We start from the raw sequence: 16,810 nt of genomic DNA, 5'->3' as shown, positions 1-16,810 counted from the left end.
TGGATAGGCCCGTTAGAGGTGCGTTAGAGGCGCTTCAATGGGCGGTGGGATGGAATGCTACGGCCGTCATCCGCTTTTCATGTACGATTCCGCATTCACTTCTTATGATGTTCCGTCCCCGCCAGCCCCTCAGCTGGGTTAGGGGAGCCGCACTCTGACACTCTTTTCAATGTGCCCGACCATGGGCACATGAAAACGACTACCCCACACCCTCTCGCAATCTGCAACTCGGCCCGAAACGTGGCCATAGCCGCGTGCACCCTGGCCCTGCAGGTCGCCAGCGAAGGTGGCTTGACCCGACTCATCCCTGCCGGGAAGTTCGACGCGCCCCGTGGCGCCATGTCGGGCAGCGGCCCCTGGTTCCTTAACGAGTCCCTGGCCAAGCCGATCATTGAGCGTGCTGCGCTGCGCAGCACCGACATCGTCATCGACTACGAGCACCAGACCCTGGGTGGCGGCCCGGCCCCGGCCTCGGGCTGGATCGATCGCACCTCCCTGGAATGGCGCGACGACGGCATCTATGGCCGCGTTAAGTGGACCCGTGCCGCCACCAAGGCCATCGCCGAAGACGAATACCGCTATCTCTCCCCCGTTTTCCCCTACGACGCCGAGTCCGGCGCCGTCCTCGATCTGCTGCACGTCGGCCTGACCAATAACCCGGCGATCGACACCGCTATTCCCGCCCTTGCTGCTGCCCGCATGGGTAGTGGCGCCTATCCCACTACCCAAGAGGACAACACTGTGGACCGCGAAGAACTGATCAAGCTGCTCGGGTTGGCCGATGACGCCACCGACGAGCAGATCGCCGAGGCCATCAAGAAGCTGCAGACCGATCTGGCCGCAAAGGACGAGCAGATCGCCGCCAAAACCCAGGAAGTGGCGGCCGCCAAGGCGGGTGCTGCTCCTGACCTGAGCCAGTACGTGCCGCGTGCCGTGTACAACGAAGCCCAGGCCCAACTGGCAGCGCTGAGCGCCAATGGCAGCGCTGCCGAGCTGGACAAGATGATCGACGAAGGCCTCAAGGATGGCCGCATCCCCGGCAAGGCCACCGCCGACTGGCTCAAAACCCAGGGTTTGGCGGCCTGCAAAGCACACCTGGAAGGCGCCACCAGCATCGCCGCGCTGACCACCCGTCAAACCCAGACCCGTATGCCCGATGACAAGGGCGACAAGAACAAGCTCACCGATGCCGAACTGGCGGTCTGCCGCTCGATGGGGCTTTCCCCCGAGGCGTACCGCAAAGCCAACCCCGTGGAGGCCTAAGCCATGGCTGCAGCGACCAAGAACCGTAACACCCCACAAACCCCTGGCCACCGTCGTGGTTACCCCGTGGCTGCCAATGCCCGCTGCTTCGCCGGCACTGTGGCGGTCCTCGACGCCACTGGCCTGGCACAGCCGGGCAAGACCGGCCTCGATCTGATCGCGGTCGGCGTGTTCGAGCACCTGGCGGACAACTATGCCGGTGCTGCAGGTGACCAAACCGCTGAAGTGCTGCGCGGCTTCTTCCGCCTGGAGAACAGCGCCGCCGCCGACGCGATCACCTCGGCCGAGATCGGCCAGGCCTGTTACCTGGTCGACGACCAGACCGTGGCCAAGACCGATGGTGCTGGCACTCGTTCGGTTGCGGGCATCGTCGATGGCGTCGACGACGTCGGTGTGTGGGTGCTGATCGACCCCACCAGCGGTGTGCATCTCGCCGCCGCATCCGCTGGCTGAGCCAGCCCCCTTTATTTGATCTTAGGAGTCTTCAATGGATCTCACTTCCGCCAACCTGCAGGTGGTTTTCCGCGCCTACAACACCCTGTTCCAGCGGGGCTTTTCTGAGCTGGGCGATGATGCCGAGCTGTACAAGCTGTTCGCTACGGTGGTCCCGTCCACTACTGCCGTCGAGGTTTACCCCTGGCTCCAGCAACTGGCGCAACTGCGCGAGTGGATCGGTGATCGAGTCGTTCACGGCCTGGAAGGCGGTGATTTCAGCATCAAGAACCGCAAGTTCGAGCTGACCTACGGCATCAACCGCGACGCCATCGATGACGACACCTACGGCCTGTACGGTCCAATGTTCCAGGAATTCGGCCGTTCCAGTGGCGAGCACCCGAACGTGTTGACCAGTGAGGTGCTGGCGGCCAACCCGAAGTGCTACGACGGCCGTTCGTTGTTCGGCACCCATGTGGTGCTCAACGACAAGGAAAAGGAAGTCAACGTCAGCAACGACATGGGCGGAAACGGCCCGGCCTGGTACGTGATGGACCTGACCCGCGTTATCAAACCGGTCGTGTTCCAGAACCGTCGCGACTACAACTTCCGTGCTCTGACCAACCTGAACAGCGACGCCGTGTTCGATACCGACGTGTTCAAGTTTGGCGTGGACGCCCGTGTCAACGCGGGCGCCGGTCTCTGGCAGTTGGTGGTGCGTTGCAAAGAGCCGCTCAACGCCGAGACGTACGAAGCGGCCCGCGCTCGCCTGACCGAGCTGAAAGGCGATCACGGGCGCCCGCTGGCCCTGCGTCACAGCCACACCATGGTGCCTAACAACTTCGAGGGCGCGGCCCGGCGCGTGTTGAACAACGCGCAGACTGCCAACGGCGCGACCAACGAATGGGCCGGCACCTCGAAACTGATCCTCAACCCTTGGCTGCCTACCGCAGCCTGATAGGAGCTGATCATGTCCTACGTGACCCTGGACGACCTGGTCAAACGCTTCGGCCGTGACGAGATCCTGGATATCGCGGCCGATGAGACCGGCGACGAGATCAATGCCGAGACCGTAAATCGCGCCTGTGAAGACGCGGCCGGCGAGATCGACAGTAGCCTGTCGGCCGGGGGCTACAAGCTCCCGCTGGCCAGCGTGCCGCCAGTGGTCACGGCCTACGGCTGCGACATAGCTCGTTATCGCCTGTACAGCGATCGTGCCACCGAGCAGGTGACCAAACGCTACGACGACGCTATTCGCTTCCTGCGCCAGGTTGCCAGCGGTGGCCTCAAGCTGGGTGCGCCGAAGGTTGACGACGAAGTCACCAGCGCGGGCGAAGTGAGCTTTGTTCCTGGGCGGCGCGCTTTCCCTGGTGGGGTGTTCTGATGCTGGCCAAGGTTGAGGACGCAATGATCGAGCGCTGCCGCGAGCTGGTCGGTGACCGGCTTAAGGCCATCGAAGACCTGCCGGGCAACTGGGACGAGGCGACTCTCGCGGCTGCGCGGCGCAACGTGCCAGGCATCTATATCGCCTGGTCGGGCGGCTCGGCTGTCACCTCGGGCCGACCAATGATCAATGGCCGCTATGCCGTGTATGTCGTCACCGGCCATGCCAGTGGCGAACGAGCCAGACGCCGGGGCAATGGTCGTGACATTGGTGCCTACGAGATCCTGGAGCGAGTAGTGCCAGGACTACACGGCTTGTCGGTTGACGGGGTGGGCACGCTGCGCCTGGAGCGAGTGGACAACTTGTACTCGGATCAGGGCGACAAGAAAGGGGTCGTCGTCTATGGCGCCGTTTTCACGATCGACAAGATGCCATTCCCAGCCGCCAAGGACGCCAGCAGCCTGGCCGACTTCGAGATCTTCCATACCACCAGCAAGGTGCCGGACGGCCCAGATACTGAGGGCCACCACGTGTTCCCCAATGGCAACGAGGCAACGCCATGACGCAGCAATTCATCAAACCCGCCAGCGAAGACCTGGTCGTGCGCCAGCCTGACAACTTCAAGCGCCTGCCTGCAGATGGGGACACCGTGACCTGGTCGCCGTTCTGGCAGAAGCGCCTGGACGACGGCTCCATCGTGAAGGCGGAACCGGTGCCAAACACCGCGCCACAAGTTAAACCGCAGGCGAGCCCGGCTTTGGGCAAGCCTGCTAGCTCCGAGGTGACCGAGTAATGGCCATCAGTTCAACCGTTTTTAATGACATTCCGGCCGCGCTGCGCCTGCCTGGGTGGTTCGTCGAGTTCGACAACCGCCTTGCCGGCAACGCCGTGTTCAACGGCAAGCTCCTGGTACTCGGGCAGATGCTGGCCAGCGGCAATGCTGATGCACTGCACCCGGTACGGGTGACACGCGTCGAGCAGGCCGACGAGCTTTTCGGCCGTGGCTCGATGCTCGCGGAGCAGCTGCGCGCTATCAAGGCCGTGGACCTGTACACCGAGGTTTGGGCGCTGCCGCTGCTCGATGCCGCCCAGGGCACGAAAGCAAAAGGCAGCATCAAGGTCACGACTGGCCCGACCGAAACCCGTCCATTGGCGCTGTACATCGCGGGCTATCGGGTGTGGTGCGAGATGGTGTCCGGTGCTTCGCCAGAAGTGACGGCGCTGGCCATCGCCGAGGCGATCCAGGCCGAGGACCGCATGCCGGTGACCGCGGCTGTCGACGACCAGGACGCGACCCAGGTCAAGCTCACTTGCCGCTGGGGCGGCGAGACGGGCAACAGCATCTCGCTGGCAGACAGCCTCAAGGGCGAGCAGCGGCCTACCGGGCTGGGCGTGACCTTGAGCGAGCCTGCAGGTGGCGCGGTAAACCCTGACCTGGTCCCGGCCGTGGCCGCCCTGGGCAACGAATGGTGGAACTGGATCTGCCTGCCCTATACCGACACCACGTCCCTGGAAGTGATCGAGGCCGAGTTGGCCAGCCGGTATGGGCCAATGCGTCAGAAAGGCGGCCGGGCCTTCGCGGCCTTCCGGGGTACTCACAGTGCAACGGCAACCCTGGGCAACGGCCGTAACACGCCGCACGTGTCGACCATGGGCATGGGCGCGGCATTCAGTGCGCCCTGGATCTGGGCGGCTGTCGACTCGATCGTCTGTGCCAAATCGCTTGCGATCGATCCGGCCAGGCCGCTGCAGCGTTTGGCACTGCCTGGGCTGATCGGGCCGCGTGAGGCACAGCGCTGGGACGACGCCGAACGCAACATGCTGCTGTATGACGGCATCGCCACGTACACGGTGGCCACCGATGGCACTGTCCAGATCGAGCGCCAGATCACCATGTACCAACGCAACTCGGCGGGCGTGGAGGACGACAGCTACCTGGATATCGAGACCCCGGAAACGCTGGAGCGTATCCGCTTCGAAACCATCAGTACGTTTGCCCGCAAGTACCCACGCCACAAGCTGGCCGACGATGCCGATCGCCTGATGTATGACCCCAGCCAGTCGGTCATGACCCCGAAGGTGGCCAAGGCCGAACTGCTGGGGCTCTACAAGGACACGTTCATGCGTGATCGGGCGTGGGTGCGTGACTACGCCGGCTACAAAGAGAGCCTGCAGGTCAGCATCGACCCGGACAACCCGACGCGGCTGAACGTGATCGACTCGCCGAAGCTGATCGGCCAGTACCGCACGCACGCCCAGCAAACGCAGTTCCGCCGCTAATAGAAGGAGGGCCGAATGGCCGGACAAGTAACCGGGATCGCCACCATCCGTATCGATGGCGGCGAGATCCCAAGCGAACGAGGGGCAACCCTCAACCCTGGCGGGGTCAACCGCACCACGCGTATGGCGGGCCGCCGGGTCTACTTCAACGAGGAGCCAGTGGCGCCGACGCTGCAGTGCACCGTGCTGCACACGCCTGAAATCGACCTGATCGAGCTGGGGGCGATCACTGATGCCACCGTCCTGGTCGAGTGCGACAACGGCCAGGACTACATGCTGACCGGCGCCTTTGTCACCGAAACCACCGAACTCAACACCGGCGAGGGCCAGGTCCGTCTGAACATGGCCGCCCGCACCTGCGAAAGGATCAACTGATATGGCCACACAAGTAACTCCTGGGACTCTCGAAGCCGCTCTCGCTGAGCTGGACGATGACGAGCGCAGTCGCGTCGAGGACCTGGGCGATGCAATCAAGGTGACGCTCCTGGAGCCGCTGACCTTCCAGCAGAGCAAGCTGGATGGCATGCGCACCGTTGAGGCTCTGAGCCTGCCGAAGAAGGTCAAGGGCAAACACCTCAAGAAGCTGGACACCGTGAAAGGAGAAGTGAGCGCGAGCCTGGCGCTGATGGCCGGCTTGGCCAGCGTGCCAACTCACGCCTTCGATGAGCTGGACGCCCGCGACCTGGAGCTGATTACCACCATCATGGACCCTTTTTTGCCCAAATCCCGTCGGACTGGGCGGGATTGATTCGCGTCGTCGCGACGGCGTTCGGCGGGTTCAATCCGCTGGACCTGTTGGATATGGAGCTGGAAGACCTGCGCTGGTGGTTCGAGCAGGCCGAAAGGCTGGCTGAGGAGATGAAGGACAATGGCGGGTGAACTTAGAACCTCAGTCATTCTTGACCTGGTTGACCGCATTACCTCCCCGCTGCGACGTATTACCCAGTCCTTTTCTGGCCTTGGGGGCCGCATGGGGCTGGACCGAATCGTTGCTCAAGGCCGGCGTGTTCGAACTTCGCTAGCGGCAGTCGGTAGCCAGGCTGTTGCCCTCGGTAAAAATCTGATGTGGGCAGGCGGTGCTGCAGGGGCGGCTCTGTGGGGCGTCAACAAGATGGTCGGCGGTGTGGCTGAGCTTGGAAACGAGATCCAAACCAGCGCGGAACGGCTGGGCGTCGGCACCCGCTGGTTGCAGGAGTGGATGTATGTCGGCAAGCAGTTCAGCGTAGGGAATGACGCACTGATCGACGGCTTGAAGGAGTTGGGCCTACGTGCCGACGAATTCGTCGTGACAGGTGAAGGGGGCGCGGCCGAGTCGTTCAAGCGCCTTGGTATCAGCGTGAAAGACCTGCGCAAGACGGCGGGTGAGACTGACAAGATCCTCGACCTGGTCATGTCGCGGATGGGGAAAATCCAGAACGACGCTGCTCGGCAGCGGATCTTTGATGAACTGTTCGGCGGCACGGGTGGTGAGCAACTGGTCGCAATGCTGAGCAAGTCCCGCGCAGAACTGGATGCAATGCGTAAGGATGCCCAGGCGCAAGGCGCGATCATCAGTGATGAGGACATAGAGCAGTCGCGCATCTACACCCGCCAGATGGGAGACCTCGGCATCATGCTGACGTCGATCAGAACCATGCTGGCAGGTGCCTTGCTTCCCACGATTAACGAATGGGTCGGGCGTTTGCGTGATGCGGGGAAGGCCAACCGCGAGCTGATCACACAGGAGATCGTGAGCCGAATTAAAGAGTTCTGGCAGGGTCTCCAGGAAGTCTGGCGTTGGACTGCCCTGGTCGCCGACATGGTAGGGGGATTTGGAAACTTAATTAGTATCGTCGCTGGAATATTAGCCGGGAAGTTAGTTTCTGCATTAGTACTCTCGGCTTTTTCAATGGGGAAACTTGCCTGGGTGGCAGGGCTAGCAACATTGAAGATGGGTGGCCAATTCATTGGCGCTGTTGTTTCGCTGTCAGCCTCCCTGTTGGGGCTAGCAGCCAGGGCGGTTCCCGCAGCTATTGTCGGGGTTCGAGCACTTTCACTGGCATTAGTCACCACTCCTGTAGGGCTAATTATTACAGGCATCGTAGCTCTGGGTGCAGCTGTTTATCTGATTTACAAGAACTGGAGCAGTATCGGCAAATGGTTTAGTGGGTTGTGGCAAAGCGTGCTGGCGTTCTTTGACCAAGGTATCGGCGAGATTATTAAGTCGCTGCTGGAATTCAGCCCGGCAGGTCTTTTGCTCAAAGCGATCGATGCGGTCTTTGAGATGTTCGGGCTGCGACCACTAAGCGAGCTGGGTGCAGAGTGGATCGGTGGACTTTGGGACGGCGTGAAATCGAAGTTCGAAGCGTTCACTGGCTGGCTCAAAAGCAGCGTTGACGCCGTGACAGGTTGGTTGCCGGACTGGATGACTGGGGGCGGGCTAAGTTCGCGAGTATCAGCGCCAGTCGCCAGTGCACCACCTAATGTTGCGCTAGGCAGTCCAGCAATGACTGGACGTCCTTCGCCCCTGGTTCTGCAGGGGCAAAAGGCAGATGTCGGTGGAGAGCTTCGGATCAAGATTGATTCGGAGGGACGCGCCCGCGTGACCTCGATGAAAGGCAATGGGGGACTGGGTTATAGCGTAGAGAGCGGCCCTCTTGGGATGGTGCCTTGATGTTAGCTCTTTTCCTTTACTGGAAAGTCGCCGTTAGCAATGCGTTCGGCAGCCATGTTTTTAGTGATGCCCTGATGGACTCCTCCGCCAACAAAGGCACCAAACAGGATTGGCACCCACCAGGCAGTTTCAATAGGCGCGAGCGCCACGAGAGTACCTACAGCAATGCCGCAGGCGGCAGCAACCAACGCAGCTTTATCGGTCGGCTTCACGATGAGTCCTCCAATGACCAATCCACAGATTCAGGGAGGTTAGCACATGTCCTGGCGTGATCGAATCGACCCTGAGCTGCGGGGCAGCTACCGGGGTGTCGAGTTCCACGTAGAGCAATCCGGCACCAACGGCGGTCGCCGCTGGCTGGTGCATGAGTACCCGCGCCGCGATATCCCGTATGCCGAGGACATGGGGCGCCGCAAGCGTGAGTGGCGCTTGTCGTTCTTTGTTGCCGGCGACGACTACGACCTGCAGCGCGACCGGCTGATCGAGGCCCTGGACGCACCAGGTGCAGCAACCCTGGTGCACCCCTTTGTCGGTAGCGTGTCGGCGGTCGCCGTAGATCCGACATGGACCGAGTCGAGCCGCGAAGGTGGCACCTGCACCTTTGAAGTAACGTTCGTTGAGAGCGGCCAGCAGTTGCTCCCCTCGGTCAAGGTCGACACGCAGCGCGAGGTTGGCCAAGCCGCCGACGCCTGCCAGGCCAAGACCGAGGAAGACTTCTTCGATCGCTGGAGCATTGAAGGCCTTACGGGATGGTCGCTGACCGCGATTGAACGTGACCTGACTTCGGTCATGGGCGGACTGGAGCGGTTCGTCGGCGGCATCGCTGATGGCATCGCCAGTGCGATCCGCTTCCCGGTGAACATCGTTGGGATTGTCCTGGGCGGCTACAACCGACTGCGAAACGCAGTGATGCGTCCGATCAACGCCCTGGACCTGTACAGCGGGCGCAGCGTGCTTTCGAGCAATGACAGTGGTGGTGGCCATCTGCGGCTCCCACCAGGTCCACCTGTTCGAGCTGTGCGCATGCTGCGTCAGGCCGGCCTGGCCGGTGACGCGGTCGTTCTGCCCGAGGGTGACACCCCGGAGAACGCAAAGCGAGCGGCAGACATTCTGGCTGCGCAGCAGCTCAACGCCCGCCTGGCCGCGATTACTGCAGCACGGGTCGTGGCCGAGACGGACTGGCTGTCGCGACAGGACGCCGACGACGCCGGCAAGGATGCGCTGGCGTTGATCGACCACCAGTTGCAGACCAGCCCAGCGATCAACGATGACGTCTACAACGCCCTGGCGGCGCTGCGAGCCGCCCTGGTGACTGACCTTCGTGAGCGGGCAACGGCGCTTCCTAACCTGGCCAGCTTCACCCCACAGACCACGCTGCCGGCGCTGGTGGTGGCTCAACGTCTGTACGGCGATGCCAAGCGTGCCGACGAGATCTGTGTTCGAAACAATGTTCGTCATCCTGGTGCTCTGCGCGGCGGGATGGCTCTGGAGGTATTGAGTGAGTGAAGTAGCCCCGGTCGTACTGCAGGTCGGCAGCCTGATGCATACGGGCTGGCAGGAAGTCAGCATCCGCCTGTCCCTGGAGCAGATCGCCGATGAGTTCAGTTTGACCCTGACCGAACGTTGGGCCGAGTCCGGGGAAGTCCGGCCGGTGGTGCCTGGTCAGGCTTGCACAGTGAAGGTGGGCAACGAGCTGGTGCTCACCGGATACCTGGACGAAGTGCTGCCCGACTATGACGCCCAGTCTCATTCGATCGTCGCCAACGGTCGCAGTCGTGCTGCCGACCTGGTCGACTGCTCCGGCAAGGAAAAGCGCCTCGACGGCCGGACCCTGGCGCAGATTGCAACGGATTTGGCACAGCCCTACGGCATCGAGGTCGTCGACAAAGTCGGCGATAGCAAGCCGTTCAAAGCGTTCGTCCTGGAAGATGGCCAGCCCATGGCCGAAGCGATCGAGCGCGCCGCTCAGTTGCGTGGTGCCCGAGTGGTCAGTGACGCCCAGGGCCGACTGGTGATTGTCCACGCGGTACAGCGAGAGATCAGCACCGTCCTGGAGCTGGGCAAGAACATCTGGAAAGCATCCGGCACGTTCAGCGATCGAGACCGGTTCAACCAGTACATCATTGAGGGCCAAACCCCTGGCGACAATGACTGGAACGGTAAGCAGGCATCCAGCCCTCGGGGCACTGCGAGCGATCCGCGTGTACGTCGGCCCCGCACAATCCTGGTTGTCTGCGACACACCTGCAGACGGAAAAGACTGTTCCTCTCGGGCCGAACTGGAGGCCCGTATGCGCTGGGCCAAAGGGCGCGGTGTGACCTACACCGTGTTGACCTGGGAGCACGAACAGGGTGTGTGGCGCCCCGGCGATCTGGTGCACGTGCGTGACCCGTACCTGGCCCTGGACGAAAAGATGCTGATCAGTGATGTGCAACTGATCGAGGGTCTGGACGGGCGCCGCGCCGAACTACGTGTTGCGCCGCCTGCCGCGTTTGAACCTGTGCCAATCAAAGAGAAGGATGCCAAGGGTGCCAAGGGTGCCAAGTCGGGAGATCTAGGATGGTGAGCAAGCAGACTTGGCAACGCATGCTCGGCCCGGTATGGCGTCGCATGCGCCTGATGATCAACCGTGGCGTACTGCAGATGGCCGACGATGGCCAAAAAATGCAGACCGTTCAGGTGACGCTCCTGGGCGAGTCCCCGGCCTGGGCCGAGCGCTTCCAGAACTACGGCTTTACCTCGGTGCCGCACGCTGGTGCAGAGGCGGTGGTGGCCGCTGTGGGCGGCGCTCGCGCTCACCTCGCAGTCATCGCGATCGACGACAGGCGCTATCGCATGTCGGCACTCAAGACCGGTGAGGTGGCCTTCCATGATGACCAAGGCCTGTCCATACACCTGACCCGCGAAGGCATCGTGATCAATGGCGCCGGAAAGCCACTGGCCTTCGTGGACTGCCCGAAAGTGACCATGGACGGCGACCTCGAGGTCGCGGGCGAAGTGCGCGACCACACCAGCACCATGCAGGTGATGCGCAATATCTACAACCAGCACCAGCATGCCAACGGGCCGAAGCCCGACCAGCTGATGGCGCCAGCGGAAGCGGAGTAGCGCCATGGATATCGGATTGAGCTATGACGCCGATGCGAAGTGCTTCGACCTGGCGATCGTCGACGGTGACCTGGCGGGCGACGCCACCCTGGAAACGGCCGTGCTGCTTTCGCTGTACACGGATCGGCGCGCCCTGGACGAGGACGTGTTGCCGGATGGCGGCAAGGACCGTCGCGGCTGGTGGTGTGACGCTTACTCCGATCGGGCGGCCGGGTCGCGTCTGTGGCTGATCAGCAGGGAGAAAGAGGAAGACCAGGTTCTGCGCAAGGCCGAGCAGTACGCCAACGAGGCGCTGGCCTGGGTCATCGAAGACGGTATCGCCAGCTCGGTGGACGTTGAGGCCGTCCATGTACGGCGCGGCGTGCTGCAACTGATTGTCGGTATCCAGCGGGTAGATGGTTCGGCCCTGGAAGGCCGCTATGACTATGTATGGGGAGCCACCAATGGCCTTTAGCCGACCCACACTGCCTGAGCTGATCGCACGGGCAGACAACGACCTGGTCTCGCGATTGCCCGGCGGCCAGGCCGTCTTGGCACAACGGATGACCAGAGCGCTGGCCACCGGCCAAGCGGGCCTGGCCCACGGCCTGTATGGCTACTTGCAATGGATGGAGCGCCAACTCTTCCCCGAGACCTGTGATGACGACCTGCTGTACCTGCACGCCGTTGGTGTGCCCCGTCGAGAAGAGTCGACCAACAGCGGTCTAATCATCGTTGGGGGCGTCAACGGTTTCCCGCTGGATGCCGGCACGGTGTGGCAGTACGAGGGTGCTGAGTATCGAACCACGGCCGACGTAGTCATCCAGGCCGGGGCCGCCCAGGTGAATGTCGAGGCACATACAGGCGGTGCTGCCGGAGAGCTTCCGGCCGGTGCCGAACTGACGCTGATTTCCCCGGTGACCGGGATCAACAGCAAGGCAAAGGTTGCTGCAGGCGGGATCACCGGGGGCGCGGACATTGAAGAGTTCAGTTCCTGGAGAGATCGCATCATGCTTCGTCGTGCCCGTATCCCACGTGGCGGTGCGGAGGGCGACTGGGCCGAATGGGCGCTGCAAGTCCCAGGTGTGACCAGGGCGTGGGAAGACCCGCTAGGGATGGGGTTGGGCACCGTCGTGCTACGCATCATGGCTGACGACGCTGCAGGCGGTCCGATGCCATCCCTGCAGCTCCTGCAGGACGTTTTCGACTACATCGAAACGCAGCGCAACGTGACTGCCCACGTCTATGTCGTGCCGCCCATTCCGAAGTACTTCGAGCCTCGCTTACGTGTTACCCCGGACAACAGTCAGGTCCGTAGCGCCGTTGAGAAGAACCTGCAGGACTTGATTCTGCGAACGGGTGAGCCTGGCAAGCCACTATCGATCTCGCAAATTCGCACGGCAATTGGCACTGCTGCGAACCTCACCGACTACGACCTGGAATGGCCGACGACGAACGTTGCCCACGGCCACGGTGAGTTGCCGCTGTGGGGAGGTGCCGTGTGGCTGGCTTGAAGGCGAACGACTACCGGCAGCAGCTCTTTGCGCTGCTGCCCCAGGGCATCGTGTGGGCTACCGATCTCAACTCGAACCTGCAGCGGTTGCTGACGGGCGAGGCACAGGAGCCGGCACGGATCGATGAGCGGGCCGGTGCGCTTCTGGTCGAAGCTGATCCGCGCCAGGCCTCCGAGACGTTCGAAGAATGGGAGACCAGTTACGGCCTGCCGTCCGCTTGCGCGCCTGCTGAGCAGTCCATGGCCGATCGGCGTGCCGCGTTGATCGGCCGGATCATCGGCCGGGGCGGGATGACCATCCAGGACTACCTGGACCTGGCCGAAGGGCTCGGCTACGTCGGCTCGCAAGTGTTGGAGTTCCGCGAAGCCACGGTCGAGGTGGAAACAGCAACGGGGCATCGGGGCGCGGTCATCGGCGACGACATGAACAGCGCCGACTGGGACCTGACCTGGCGTGTGCTACTGCCGGCCGGCGTAATCCGCGAGTCGGTCATCAACGAAGCCGTTGTCGGCGATCCGCTCCGCTCCTGGGGCGACGAATTAATTGAATGCTCGCTGCGGCACGCCGCGCCGAGTTGGCTGGTCCTGCAAATCGGATATCTGGAGGAATAATGGAAAAGGTAGGAGCTTATACCGAGCGGGTAACGGCCTCGGGTGAGTGGCAAGGCGGCGATGTTCAGTCAGGCCTGCGTGCCACGCCGATGAAGGCTGATTACTTCAACATGCTGCAGCGCGAGCTGTTGGCCGTCGTCCAGGGGGCAGGTATTGCCCTGGACAAAACTGATGACAACCAGTTGCTGCAGGCAATCCGCCGCATTCGAGGCGGCGCAGCAGCGAACTTCGGGTCGTGGGCTTGGAGCGAGTCTCTGAACGGCAACCCTGGCCAGGGCCATCTGGCCCTGAACAATGCCAACCCAACCTTGGCAACCGAGCTGCGTATCAGCGAGACAAGTGCCGATGCTGAGGACTTCACGCAAAGCCTCTCGCTGCTTCGCGCAGGCGACACAATCACCTTCCAGGACCCGAGCGCGGTGCTGTCGTATCGCTTCCGGGTTACCAACAGCGGAGTCGACAACGGGGCATACCGTAGCGTCCCAGTTCGGCACTTGAGTGGTGGCGGCGGACTTCCTGCCGCCGACGCGGTTGTCTCGGTGCTCCTAACCTTGGCTGGCGCCTCTGATGATGGGCTGCCTGTGGGCTCCATGATTCCCATGCCAAAGGCTGGGGTGCCTACGGGATACCTGGAGCTGGATGGCAGCCCCCATGACGGGGCCACATTTCCCGACCTGTACGCCTATCTTGGCACCACCTACAACACGGGTGGCGAGGCTCCGGGTTTCTTCCGTGTGCCTGATTCGCGGGGTGAGTTTTTCCGAGGCTGGGACCACGGGCGCGGGATTGATGCCGGACGGGCTATTGGCAGCAATCAGAAGGGTACGGCGGTCGCCTTTGATGATGCTGTAACGGCAGGCGTTGCTGGCTGGAAAGCAAACAATGCCGTGGATGATAAGGCCGAGACGTTCAGTGCCGACACCGTCCCTCGGACCGATTATCCGCTTGCAGCAACCACGGTGGCGTCGGCTGGTGTGTCTGCCACCATGACAGTCGGTGCAGCTCGCCCACGCAATATCGCAGTGATGTGGTGCATCAAGGCCTGGAGCGCCCCGGTGAACCAGGCAAACATCGACATCGGCGCCTTGGCTGTCCAGGTTTCCGCCCTGGGGCAGCGTCAACGAGCGCTGGGTGACGGGCAGACGAACCAGAATCTGACTGCTAATCGTCTGATTGGTACGACCTACGTGAACACCACGGGGCGAACCATCTGGTGGGAGGTCTCCGTCTCCATGTCGCAGGGTGGAACTTCAACTGCGTACACCGGGCCTGCGGGAGCATTGGAACCCAGGAGTTATGTATCGAACAACGGTACGGGAGGCTCAACTGACACCCACTCCGTTCCCGTCTTCCATGGTGAGTCCTATTACGTGAGCGGCGGCACTCTGGTGCGCTGGCATGAGGCACGAGCATGAACATGAAATACTTGAAAGATCTGAGCAGCGGCCGCGTTTTCGCTTTTGAAGCAGATGGGTCCCAAGACGACTTCATCCCTGAATGGCTGACGGCGATGAGCGAGGCCGAAGTGCAGGCCCATATTGCCCCGCCTTCCGCTGCGCCCCAGGATGTGGATGCAGAACGGGATCGGCGCATTGATGCCGGCGTCGAGTTCCAGGGGGCCATCTTTCAATCGCGGAGCACTGATAGGGAAAACATCGCAGGCGCGGCTCAGCTCGGTTTCATGGCGATTGTAGCGGGCGCACAGCCAGGCGATCTTCGCTGGTCGAACCCGGAGCAGGACTTCACTTGGATCGCCTCTGATAACAGCCTGGTCGAGATGGACGCACAGACTGTTGTGGCGTTCGGAAAGGCCTCGGCCGAGAGGAAGCAAGCCCTGATCTTCGCTGGGCGTATGCTCAAGGACATGACGCCCATTCCGGCCGACTTTGATGATGATAAGTGGTGGCCATGATGGAGCGCTTTCCACTTCCCCTTAAGGCAGAACTCTCGATCCGTGGCAGCCAGGCTCAGTTGCTCGGCGGCTTCGTTTATCAGGACCCTCAGCATGGGGCGATTCAGGTGCCAGCAGGTTTTAAGACGGACTTCGCGAGCGTCAAACCACTACGGACCATCGCATGGACGCTCCTGGGGGCAAGCCTGGCTGTTGGCACCATTTGGCCCGAGGCGGGAGCGTGCATCGGATCGGCTGGTTATGGTGCGCTCGCGCTGTATGCCAGCGTGGTTGGCTATGGTGACGCCGCTGCGACCATCCACGATCGGCTCTATACGACTGGCGAGCTGAGCCGGAAATCGGCCGACAGCGTGTTCTTCAATGCCCTGTGCTCCAGTGGTGTAGCTCGCTGGAGAGCATGGTTAATGTGGTCCGGCGTTCGCCTGGGAGGGCACTGGCGATATCGTAAGTAGAGAGCTGCAGAAGCTGAAGGCCGCGAGCCTCTTGAAGAGCGCCAATGAGCGCCCAACCACGTCAGGAGGCAGTATGTCTGCACAACCAATCATTCCATGGCTCGGCGGCAAACGCAGGTTAGCCGATCGCATTTTCCCCTTCTTTCCGAGCCATTCTTGCTACGTCGAACCATTTGCCGGTGGAGCAGCACTTTTCTTCCTCCGGCCGGTGCCGGCCGAGGTTGAGGTTCTGAACGATATCAATGGGGACCTGGTCAACCTTTACAGGGTCGTCCAGCACCACCTAGAAGAGTTCGTGAGGCAGTTCAAGTGGGCTCTCAGCAGTCGGCAGGTGTTCAAGTGGCTGCAGGAGACCAGGCCGGAGACCCTCACCGATATCCAGCGAGCTGCACGGTTCTACTACCTGCAACAGAGCGCATTCGGTGGCCGAGTCCAGGGGCAGACCTTTGGTACAGCTACAACGACCCCGCCAGGGCTGAATCTGTTGCGCCTTGAGGAGACCTTGTCGGCCGCGCACCTGCGGCTGAGCAGCACCTACATTGAGCACCTGGCTTGGCCAGAGGTAGTCAAGAAGTACGACCGGGAGCACACCTTGTTCTACATGGACCCGCCTTACTGGCAAACCGAAGGCTATGGGGTTTCCTTCGATATTGATCAATACACCCTCATGGCTGACATGCTGCGCAAGCTGAAGGGCAAGGCGATCATCAGTCTCAATGACCACCCCGATATCCGTCGGGTGTTCGACGGGTTCCATATCGAGTCCACGGACATCAGGTACACAGTCGGCGGAGGGAAAGGCAGTGACGCCAAGGAAGTGCTGATCTTCAGTTGGGATATTCAGGCGGAGCCTGCTGGTTTGTTCTAACTGTGCCAATTATGGCGCGTCGCGCTGCGCTGTTGTCCGGCCAGCGCGGTGCCAATCATCCCGCAACGCCGTGCCAAAAACGGCGCGCGCTTACACATACGGCCCTCCGCTGCGCTCCGGGTCCCTTCGCTCCGGCGTCCTCCGGGCCCGCGCGGCCTCCGACTTGCTGCGCAAGTCTACATCTCGCGCCTTCGGCTTACGCCGAAGGGTGCTGCGCACCAGGGCCCTCCAGACGCCTACGCTCAGCCTCCTGAAGTCGCGAAGTTAGGGGCGGCGCCTGGGCTGGCGTTAGCTGACGCTAGTTGGATGGGTTGGGAACTCAGGATAGCAATCGCTGGCAAGCCAGCTCCCACA

At 62.1% G+C, this 16,810-nt stretch carries 22 protein-coding genes; 21 read left to right on the top strand and 1 reads right to left on the bottom strand.

Features of this window, described 5'->3' with window-relative positions; all coding sequences use genetic code 11:
• Positions 1 to 291 precede the first annotated feature (291 nt).
• The 11 genes from DM373_RS21240 to DM373_RS21195 are packed head-to-tail and all read left to right on the top strand — an operon-like array spanning position 292 to position 8,012.
• A complete protein-coding gene (locus DM373_RS21240) occupies positions 292 to 1,263 on the top strand; it encodes a phage protease (RefSeq protein ID WP_157966873.1) in 972 nt (323 codons plus the stop codon).
• Between the two features lie 3 nt (positions 1,264 to 1,266).
• Entirely contained in the window at positions 1,267 to 1,716 is a 450-nt protein-coding gene (locus tag DM373_RS21235) for a hypothetical protein (RefSeq protein ID WP_110995444.1), read from the top strand.
• Between the two features lie 34 nt (positions 1,717 to 1,750).
• Entirely contained in the window at positions 1,751 to 2,653 is a 903-nt protein-coding gene (locus DM373_RS21230; protein ID WP_110995443.1) for a Mu-like prophage major head subunit gpT family protein, read from the top strand.
• A 12-nt stretch (positions 2,654 to 2,665) separates the two neighbouring features.
• Positions 2,666 to 3,079 (top strand): gp436 family protein, encoded by a 414-nt coding sequence (locus DM373_RS21225; protein WP_110995442.1) that lies wholly within the window; start codon positions 2,666 to 2,668, stop codon positions 3,077 to 3,079.
• Positions 3,079 to 3,642 carry a phage protein Gp37 gene (locus DM373_RS21220; protein ID WP_110995441.1) on the top strand — a complete coding sequence of 188 codons (564 nt, stop codon included), beginning with the start codon at positions 3,079 to 3,081 and terminating at the stop codon, positions 3,640 to 3,642. The genes DM373_RS21225 and DM373_RS21220 overlap by 1 nt, the downstream gene beginning before the upstream one ends.
• Positions 3,639 to 3,872, top strand: a complete 234-nt coding sequence (locus tag DM373_RS21215; protein ID WP_110995440.1) for a DUF2635 domain-containing protein — start codon at positions 3,639 to 3,641, stop codon at positions 3,870 to 3,872. Before DM373_RS21220 ends, DM373_RS21215 begins: the two co-directional genes overlap by 4 nt.
• Complete coding sequence (locus tag DM373_RS21210; RefSeq protein ID WP_110995439.1) at positions 3,872 to 5,359, top strand: phage tail sheath subtilisin-like domain-containing protein; 1,488 nt, start codon at positions 3,872 to 3,874, stop codon at positions 5,357 to 5,359. Before DM373_RS21215 ends, DM373_RS21210 begins: the two co-directional genes overlap by 1 nt.
• A 15-nt stretch (positions 5,360 to 5,374) precedes the next feature.
• Complete coding sequence (locus DM373_RS21205; protein ID WP_110995438.1) at positions 5,375 to 5,734, top strand: phage tail tube protein; 360 nt, start codon at positions 5,375 to 5,377, stop codon at positions 5,732 to 5,734.
• 1 nt (position 5,735) lies between these two features.
• Positions 5,736 to 6,107 carry a phage tail assembly protein gene (locus tag DM373_RS21200; protein WP_110995437.1) on the top strand — a complete coding sequence of 124 codons (372 nt, stop codon included), beginning with the start codon at positions 5,736 to 5,738 and terminating at the stop codon, positions 6,105 to 6,107.
• A complete protein-coding gene (locus DM373_RS29455) occupies positions 6,104 to 6,238 on the top strand; it encodes a hypothetical protein (RefSeq protein WP_271673847.1) in 135 nt (44 codons plus the stop codon). The genes DM373_RS21200 and DM373_RS29455 overlap by 4 nt, the downstream gene beginning before the upstream one ends.
• A complete protein-coding gene (locus DM373_RS21195; protein ID WP_110995436.1) occupies positions 6,228 to 8,012 on the top strand; it encodes a phage tail tape measure protein in 1,785 nt (594 codons plus the stop codon). The genes DM373_RS29455 and DM373_RS21195 overlap by 11 nt, the downstream gene beginning before the upstream one ends.
• Positions 8,013 to 8,014: 2 nt before the next feature.
• On the opposite strand, the gene DM373_RS21190 is transcribed toward DM373_RS21195, so the two are convergent.
• A complete protein-coding gene (locus DM373_RS21190; protein ID WP_157966872.1) occupies positions 8,015 to 8,224 on the bottom strand; it encodes a hypothetical protein in 210 nt (69 codons plus the stop codon).
• A gap of 46 nt (positions 8,225 to 8,270) precedes the next feature.
• Between DM373_RS21190 and DM373_RS21185 the strand changes: the two genes are divergently transcribed.
• The 10 genes from DM373_RS21185 (at position 8,271) to DM373_RS21140 (ending at position 16,456) form a co-directional block, all read left to right on the top strand.
• A complete protein-coding gene (locus DM373_RS21185) occupies positions 8,271 to 9,518 on the top strand; it encodes a DNA circularization protein (RefSeq protein WP_110995434.1) in 1,248 nt (415 codons plus the stop codon).
• Positions 9,511 to 10,578 (top strand): phage baseplate assembly protein, encoded by a 1,068-nt coding sequence (locus DM373_RS21180; RefSeq protein ID WP_110995433.1) that lies wholly within the window; start codon positions 9,511 to 9,513, stop codon positions 10,576 to 10,578. Before DM373_RS21185 ends, DM373_RS21180 begins: the two co-directional genes overlap by 8 nt.
• Positions 10,575 to 11,120 carry a phage baseplate assembly protein V gene (locus DM373_RS21175; protein ID WP_208642817.1) on the top strand — a complete coding sequence of 182 codons (546 nt, stop codon included), beginning with the start codon at positions 10,575 to 10,577 and terminating at the stop codon, positions 11,118 to 11,120. The genes DM373_RS21180 and DM373_RS21175 overlap by 4 nt, the downstream gene beginning before the upstream one ends.
• 4 nt (positions 11,121 to 11,124) lie before the next feature.
• Entirely contained in the window at positions 11,125 to 11,574 is a 450-nt protein-coding gene (locus DM373_RS21170) for a phage GP46 family protein (protein WP_110995431.1), read from the top strand.
• Positions 11,564 to 12,613, top strand: coding sequence for a baseplate J/gp47 family protein (locus DM373_RS21165; RefSeq protein WP_157966871.1), 1,050 nt, complete (start codon positions 11,564 to 11,566; stop codon positions 12,611 to 12,613). The genes DM373_RS21170 and DM373_RS21165 overlap by 11 nt, the downstream gene beginning before the upstream one ends.
• Complete coding sequence (locus DM373_RS21160; RefSeq protein ID WP_157966870.1) at positions 12,601 to 13,224, top strand: YmfQ family protein; 624 nt, start codon at positions 12,601 to 12,603, stop codon at positions 13,222 to 13,224. The genes DM373_RS21165 and DM373_RS21160 overlap by 13 nt, the downstream gene beginning before the upstream one ends.
• The gene (locus DM373_RS21155; protein WP_110995428.1) at positions 13,224 to 14,639 is read left to right on the top strand and encodes a phage tail protein; all 1,416 of its coding nucleotides are present in this window, start codon (positions 13,224 to 13,226) and stop codon (positions 14,637 to 14,639) included. Before DM373_RS21160 ends, DM373_RS21155 begins: the two co-directional genes overlap by 1 nt.
• Complete coding sequence (locus DM373_RS21150) at positions 14,636 to 15,136, top strand: DUF4376 domain-containing protein (protein ID WP_110995427.1); 501 nt, start codon at positions 14,636 to 14,638, stop codon at positions 15,134 to 15,136. The genes DM373_RS21155 and DM373_RS21150 overlap by 4 nt, the downstream gene beginning before the upstream one ends.
• The gene (locus DM373_RS21145) at positions 15,133 to 15,588 is read left to right on the top strand and encodes a DUF1353 domain-containing protein (RefSeq protein ID WP_244215108.1); all 456 of its coding nucleotides are present in this window, start codon (positions 15,133 to 15,135) and stop codon (positions 15,586 to 15,588) included. Before DM373_RS21150 ends, DM373_RS21145 begins: the two co-directional genes overlap by 4 nt.
• A gap of 73 nt (positions 15,589 to 15,661) precedes the next feature.
• Positions 15,662 to 16,456 (top strand): DNA adenine methylase, encoded by a 795-nt coding sequence (locus DM373_RS21140; RefSeq protein WP_110995426.1) that lies wholly within the window; start codon positions 15,662 to 15,664, stop codon positions 16,454 to 16,456.
• Positions 16,457 to 16,810: the final 354 nt, after the last annotated feature.

Source organism: Pseudomonas sichuanensis (assembly GCF_003231305.1).
GTDB lineage: Bacteria > Pseudomonadota > Gammaproteobacteria > Pseudomonadales > Pseudomonadaceae > Aquipseudomonas > Aquipseudomonas sichuanensis.
This window is presented reverse-complemented; position numbering and strand designations above follow the sequence as displayed.

Bases quoted from the DNA above. Each gene is read 5' to 3' on its own strand.
- DM373_RS21235 (WP_110995444.1), top strand. From the start codon at position 1,267: ATGGCTGCAGCGACCAAGAACCGTAACACCCCACAAACCCCTGGCCAC.
- DM373_RS21230 (WP_110995443.1), top strand. From the start codon at position 1,751: ATGGATCTCACTTCCGCCAACCTGCAGGTGGTTTTCCGCGCCTACAAC.
- DM373_RS21225 (WP_110995442.1), top strand. From the start codon at position 2,666: ATGTCCTACGTGACCCTGGACGACCTGGTCAAACGCTTCGGCCGTGAC.
- DM373_RS21220 (WP_110995441.1), top strand. From the start codon at position 3,079: ATGCTGGCCAAGGTTGAGGACGCAATGATCGAGCGCTGCCGCGAGCTG.
- DM373_RS21215 (WP_110995440.1), top strand. From the start codon at position 3,639: ATGACGCAGCAATTCATCAAACCCGCCAGCGAAGACCTGGTCGTGCGC.
- DM373_RS21210 (WP_110995439.1), top strand. From the start codon at position 3,872: ATGGCCATCAGTTCAACCGTTTTTAATGACATTCCGGCCGCGCTGCGC.
- DM373_RS21205 (WP_110995438.1), top strand. From the start codon at position 5,375: ATGGCCGGACAAGTAACCGGGATCGCCACCATCCGTATCGATGGCGGC.
- DM373_RS21200 (WP_110995437.1), top strand. From the start codon at position 5,736: ATGGCCACACAAGTAACTCCTGGGACTCTCGAAGCCGCTCTCGCTGAG.
- DM373_RS21195 (WP_110995436.1), top strand. From the start codon at position 6,228: ATGGCGGGTGAACTTAGAACCTCAGTCATTCTTGACCTGGTTGACCGC.
- DM373_RS21185 (WP_110995434.1), top strand. From the start codon at position 8,271: ATGTCCTGGCGTGATCGAATCGACCCTGAGCTGCGGGGCAGCTACCGG.
- DM373_RS21170 (WP_110995431.1), top strand. From the start codon at position 11,125: ATGGATATCGGATTGAGCTATGACGCCGATGCGAAGTGCTTCGACCTG.
- DM373_RS21165 (WP_157966871.1), top strand. From the start codon at position 11,564: ATGGCCTTTAGCCGACCCACACTGCCTGAGCTGATCGCACGGGCAGAC.
- DM373_RS21155 (WP_110995428.1), top strand. From the start codon at position 13,224: ATGGAAAAGGTAGGAGCTTATACCGAGCGGGTAACGGCCTCGGGTGAG.
- DM373_RS21150 (WP_110995427.1), top strand. From the start codon at position 14,636: ATGAACATGAAATACTTGAAAGATCTGAGCAGCGGCCGCGTTTTCGCT.
- DM373_RS21145 (WP_244215108.1), top strand. From the start codon at position 15,133: ATGATGGAGCGCTTTCCACTTCCCCTTAAGGCAGAACTCTCGATCCGT.
- DM373_RS21140 (WP_110995426.1), top strand. From the start codon at position 15,662: ATGTCTGCACAACCAATCATTCCATGGCTCGGCGGCAAACGCAGGTTA.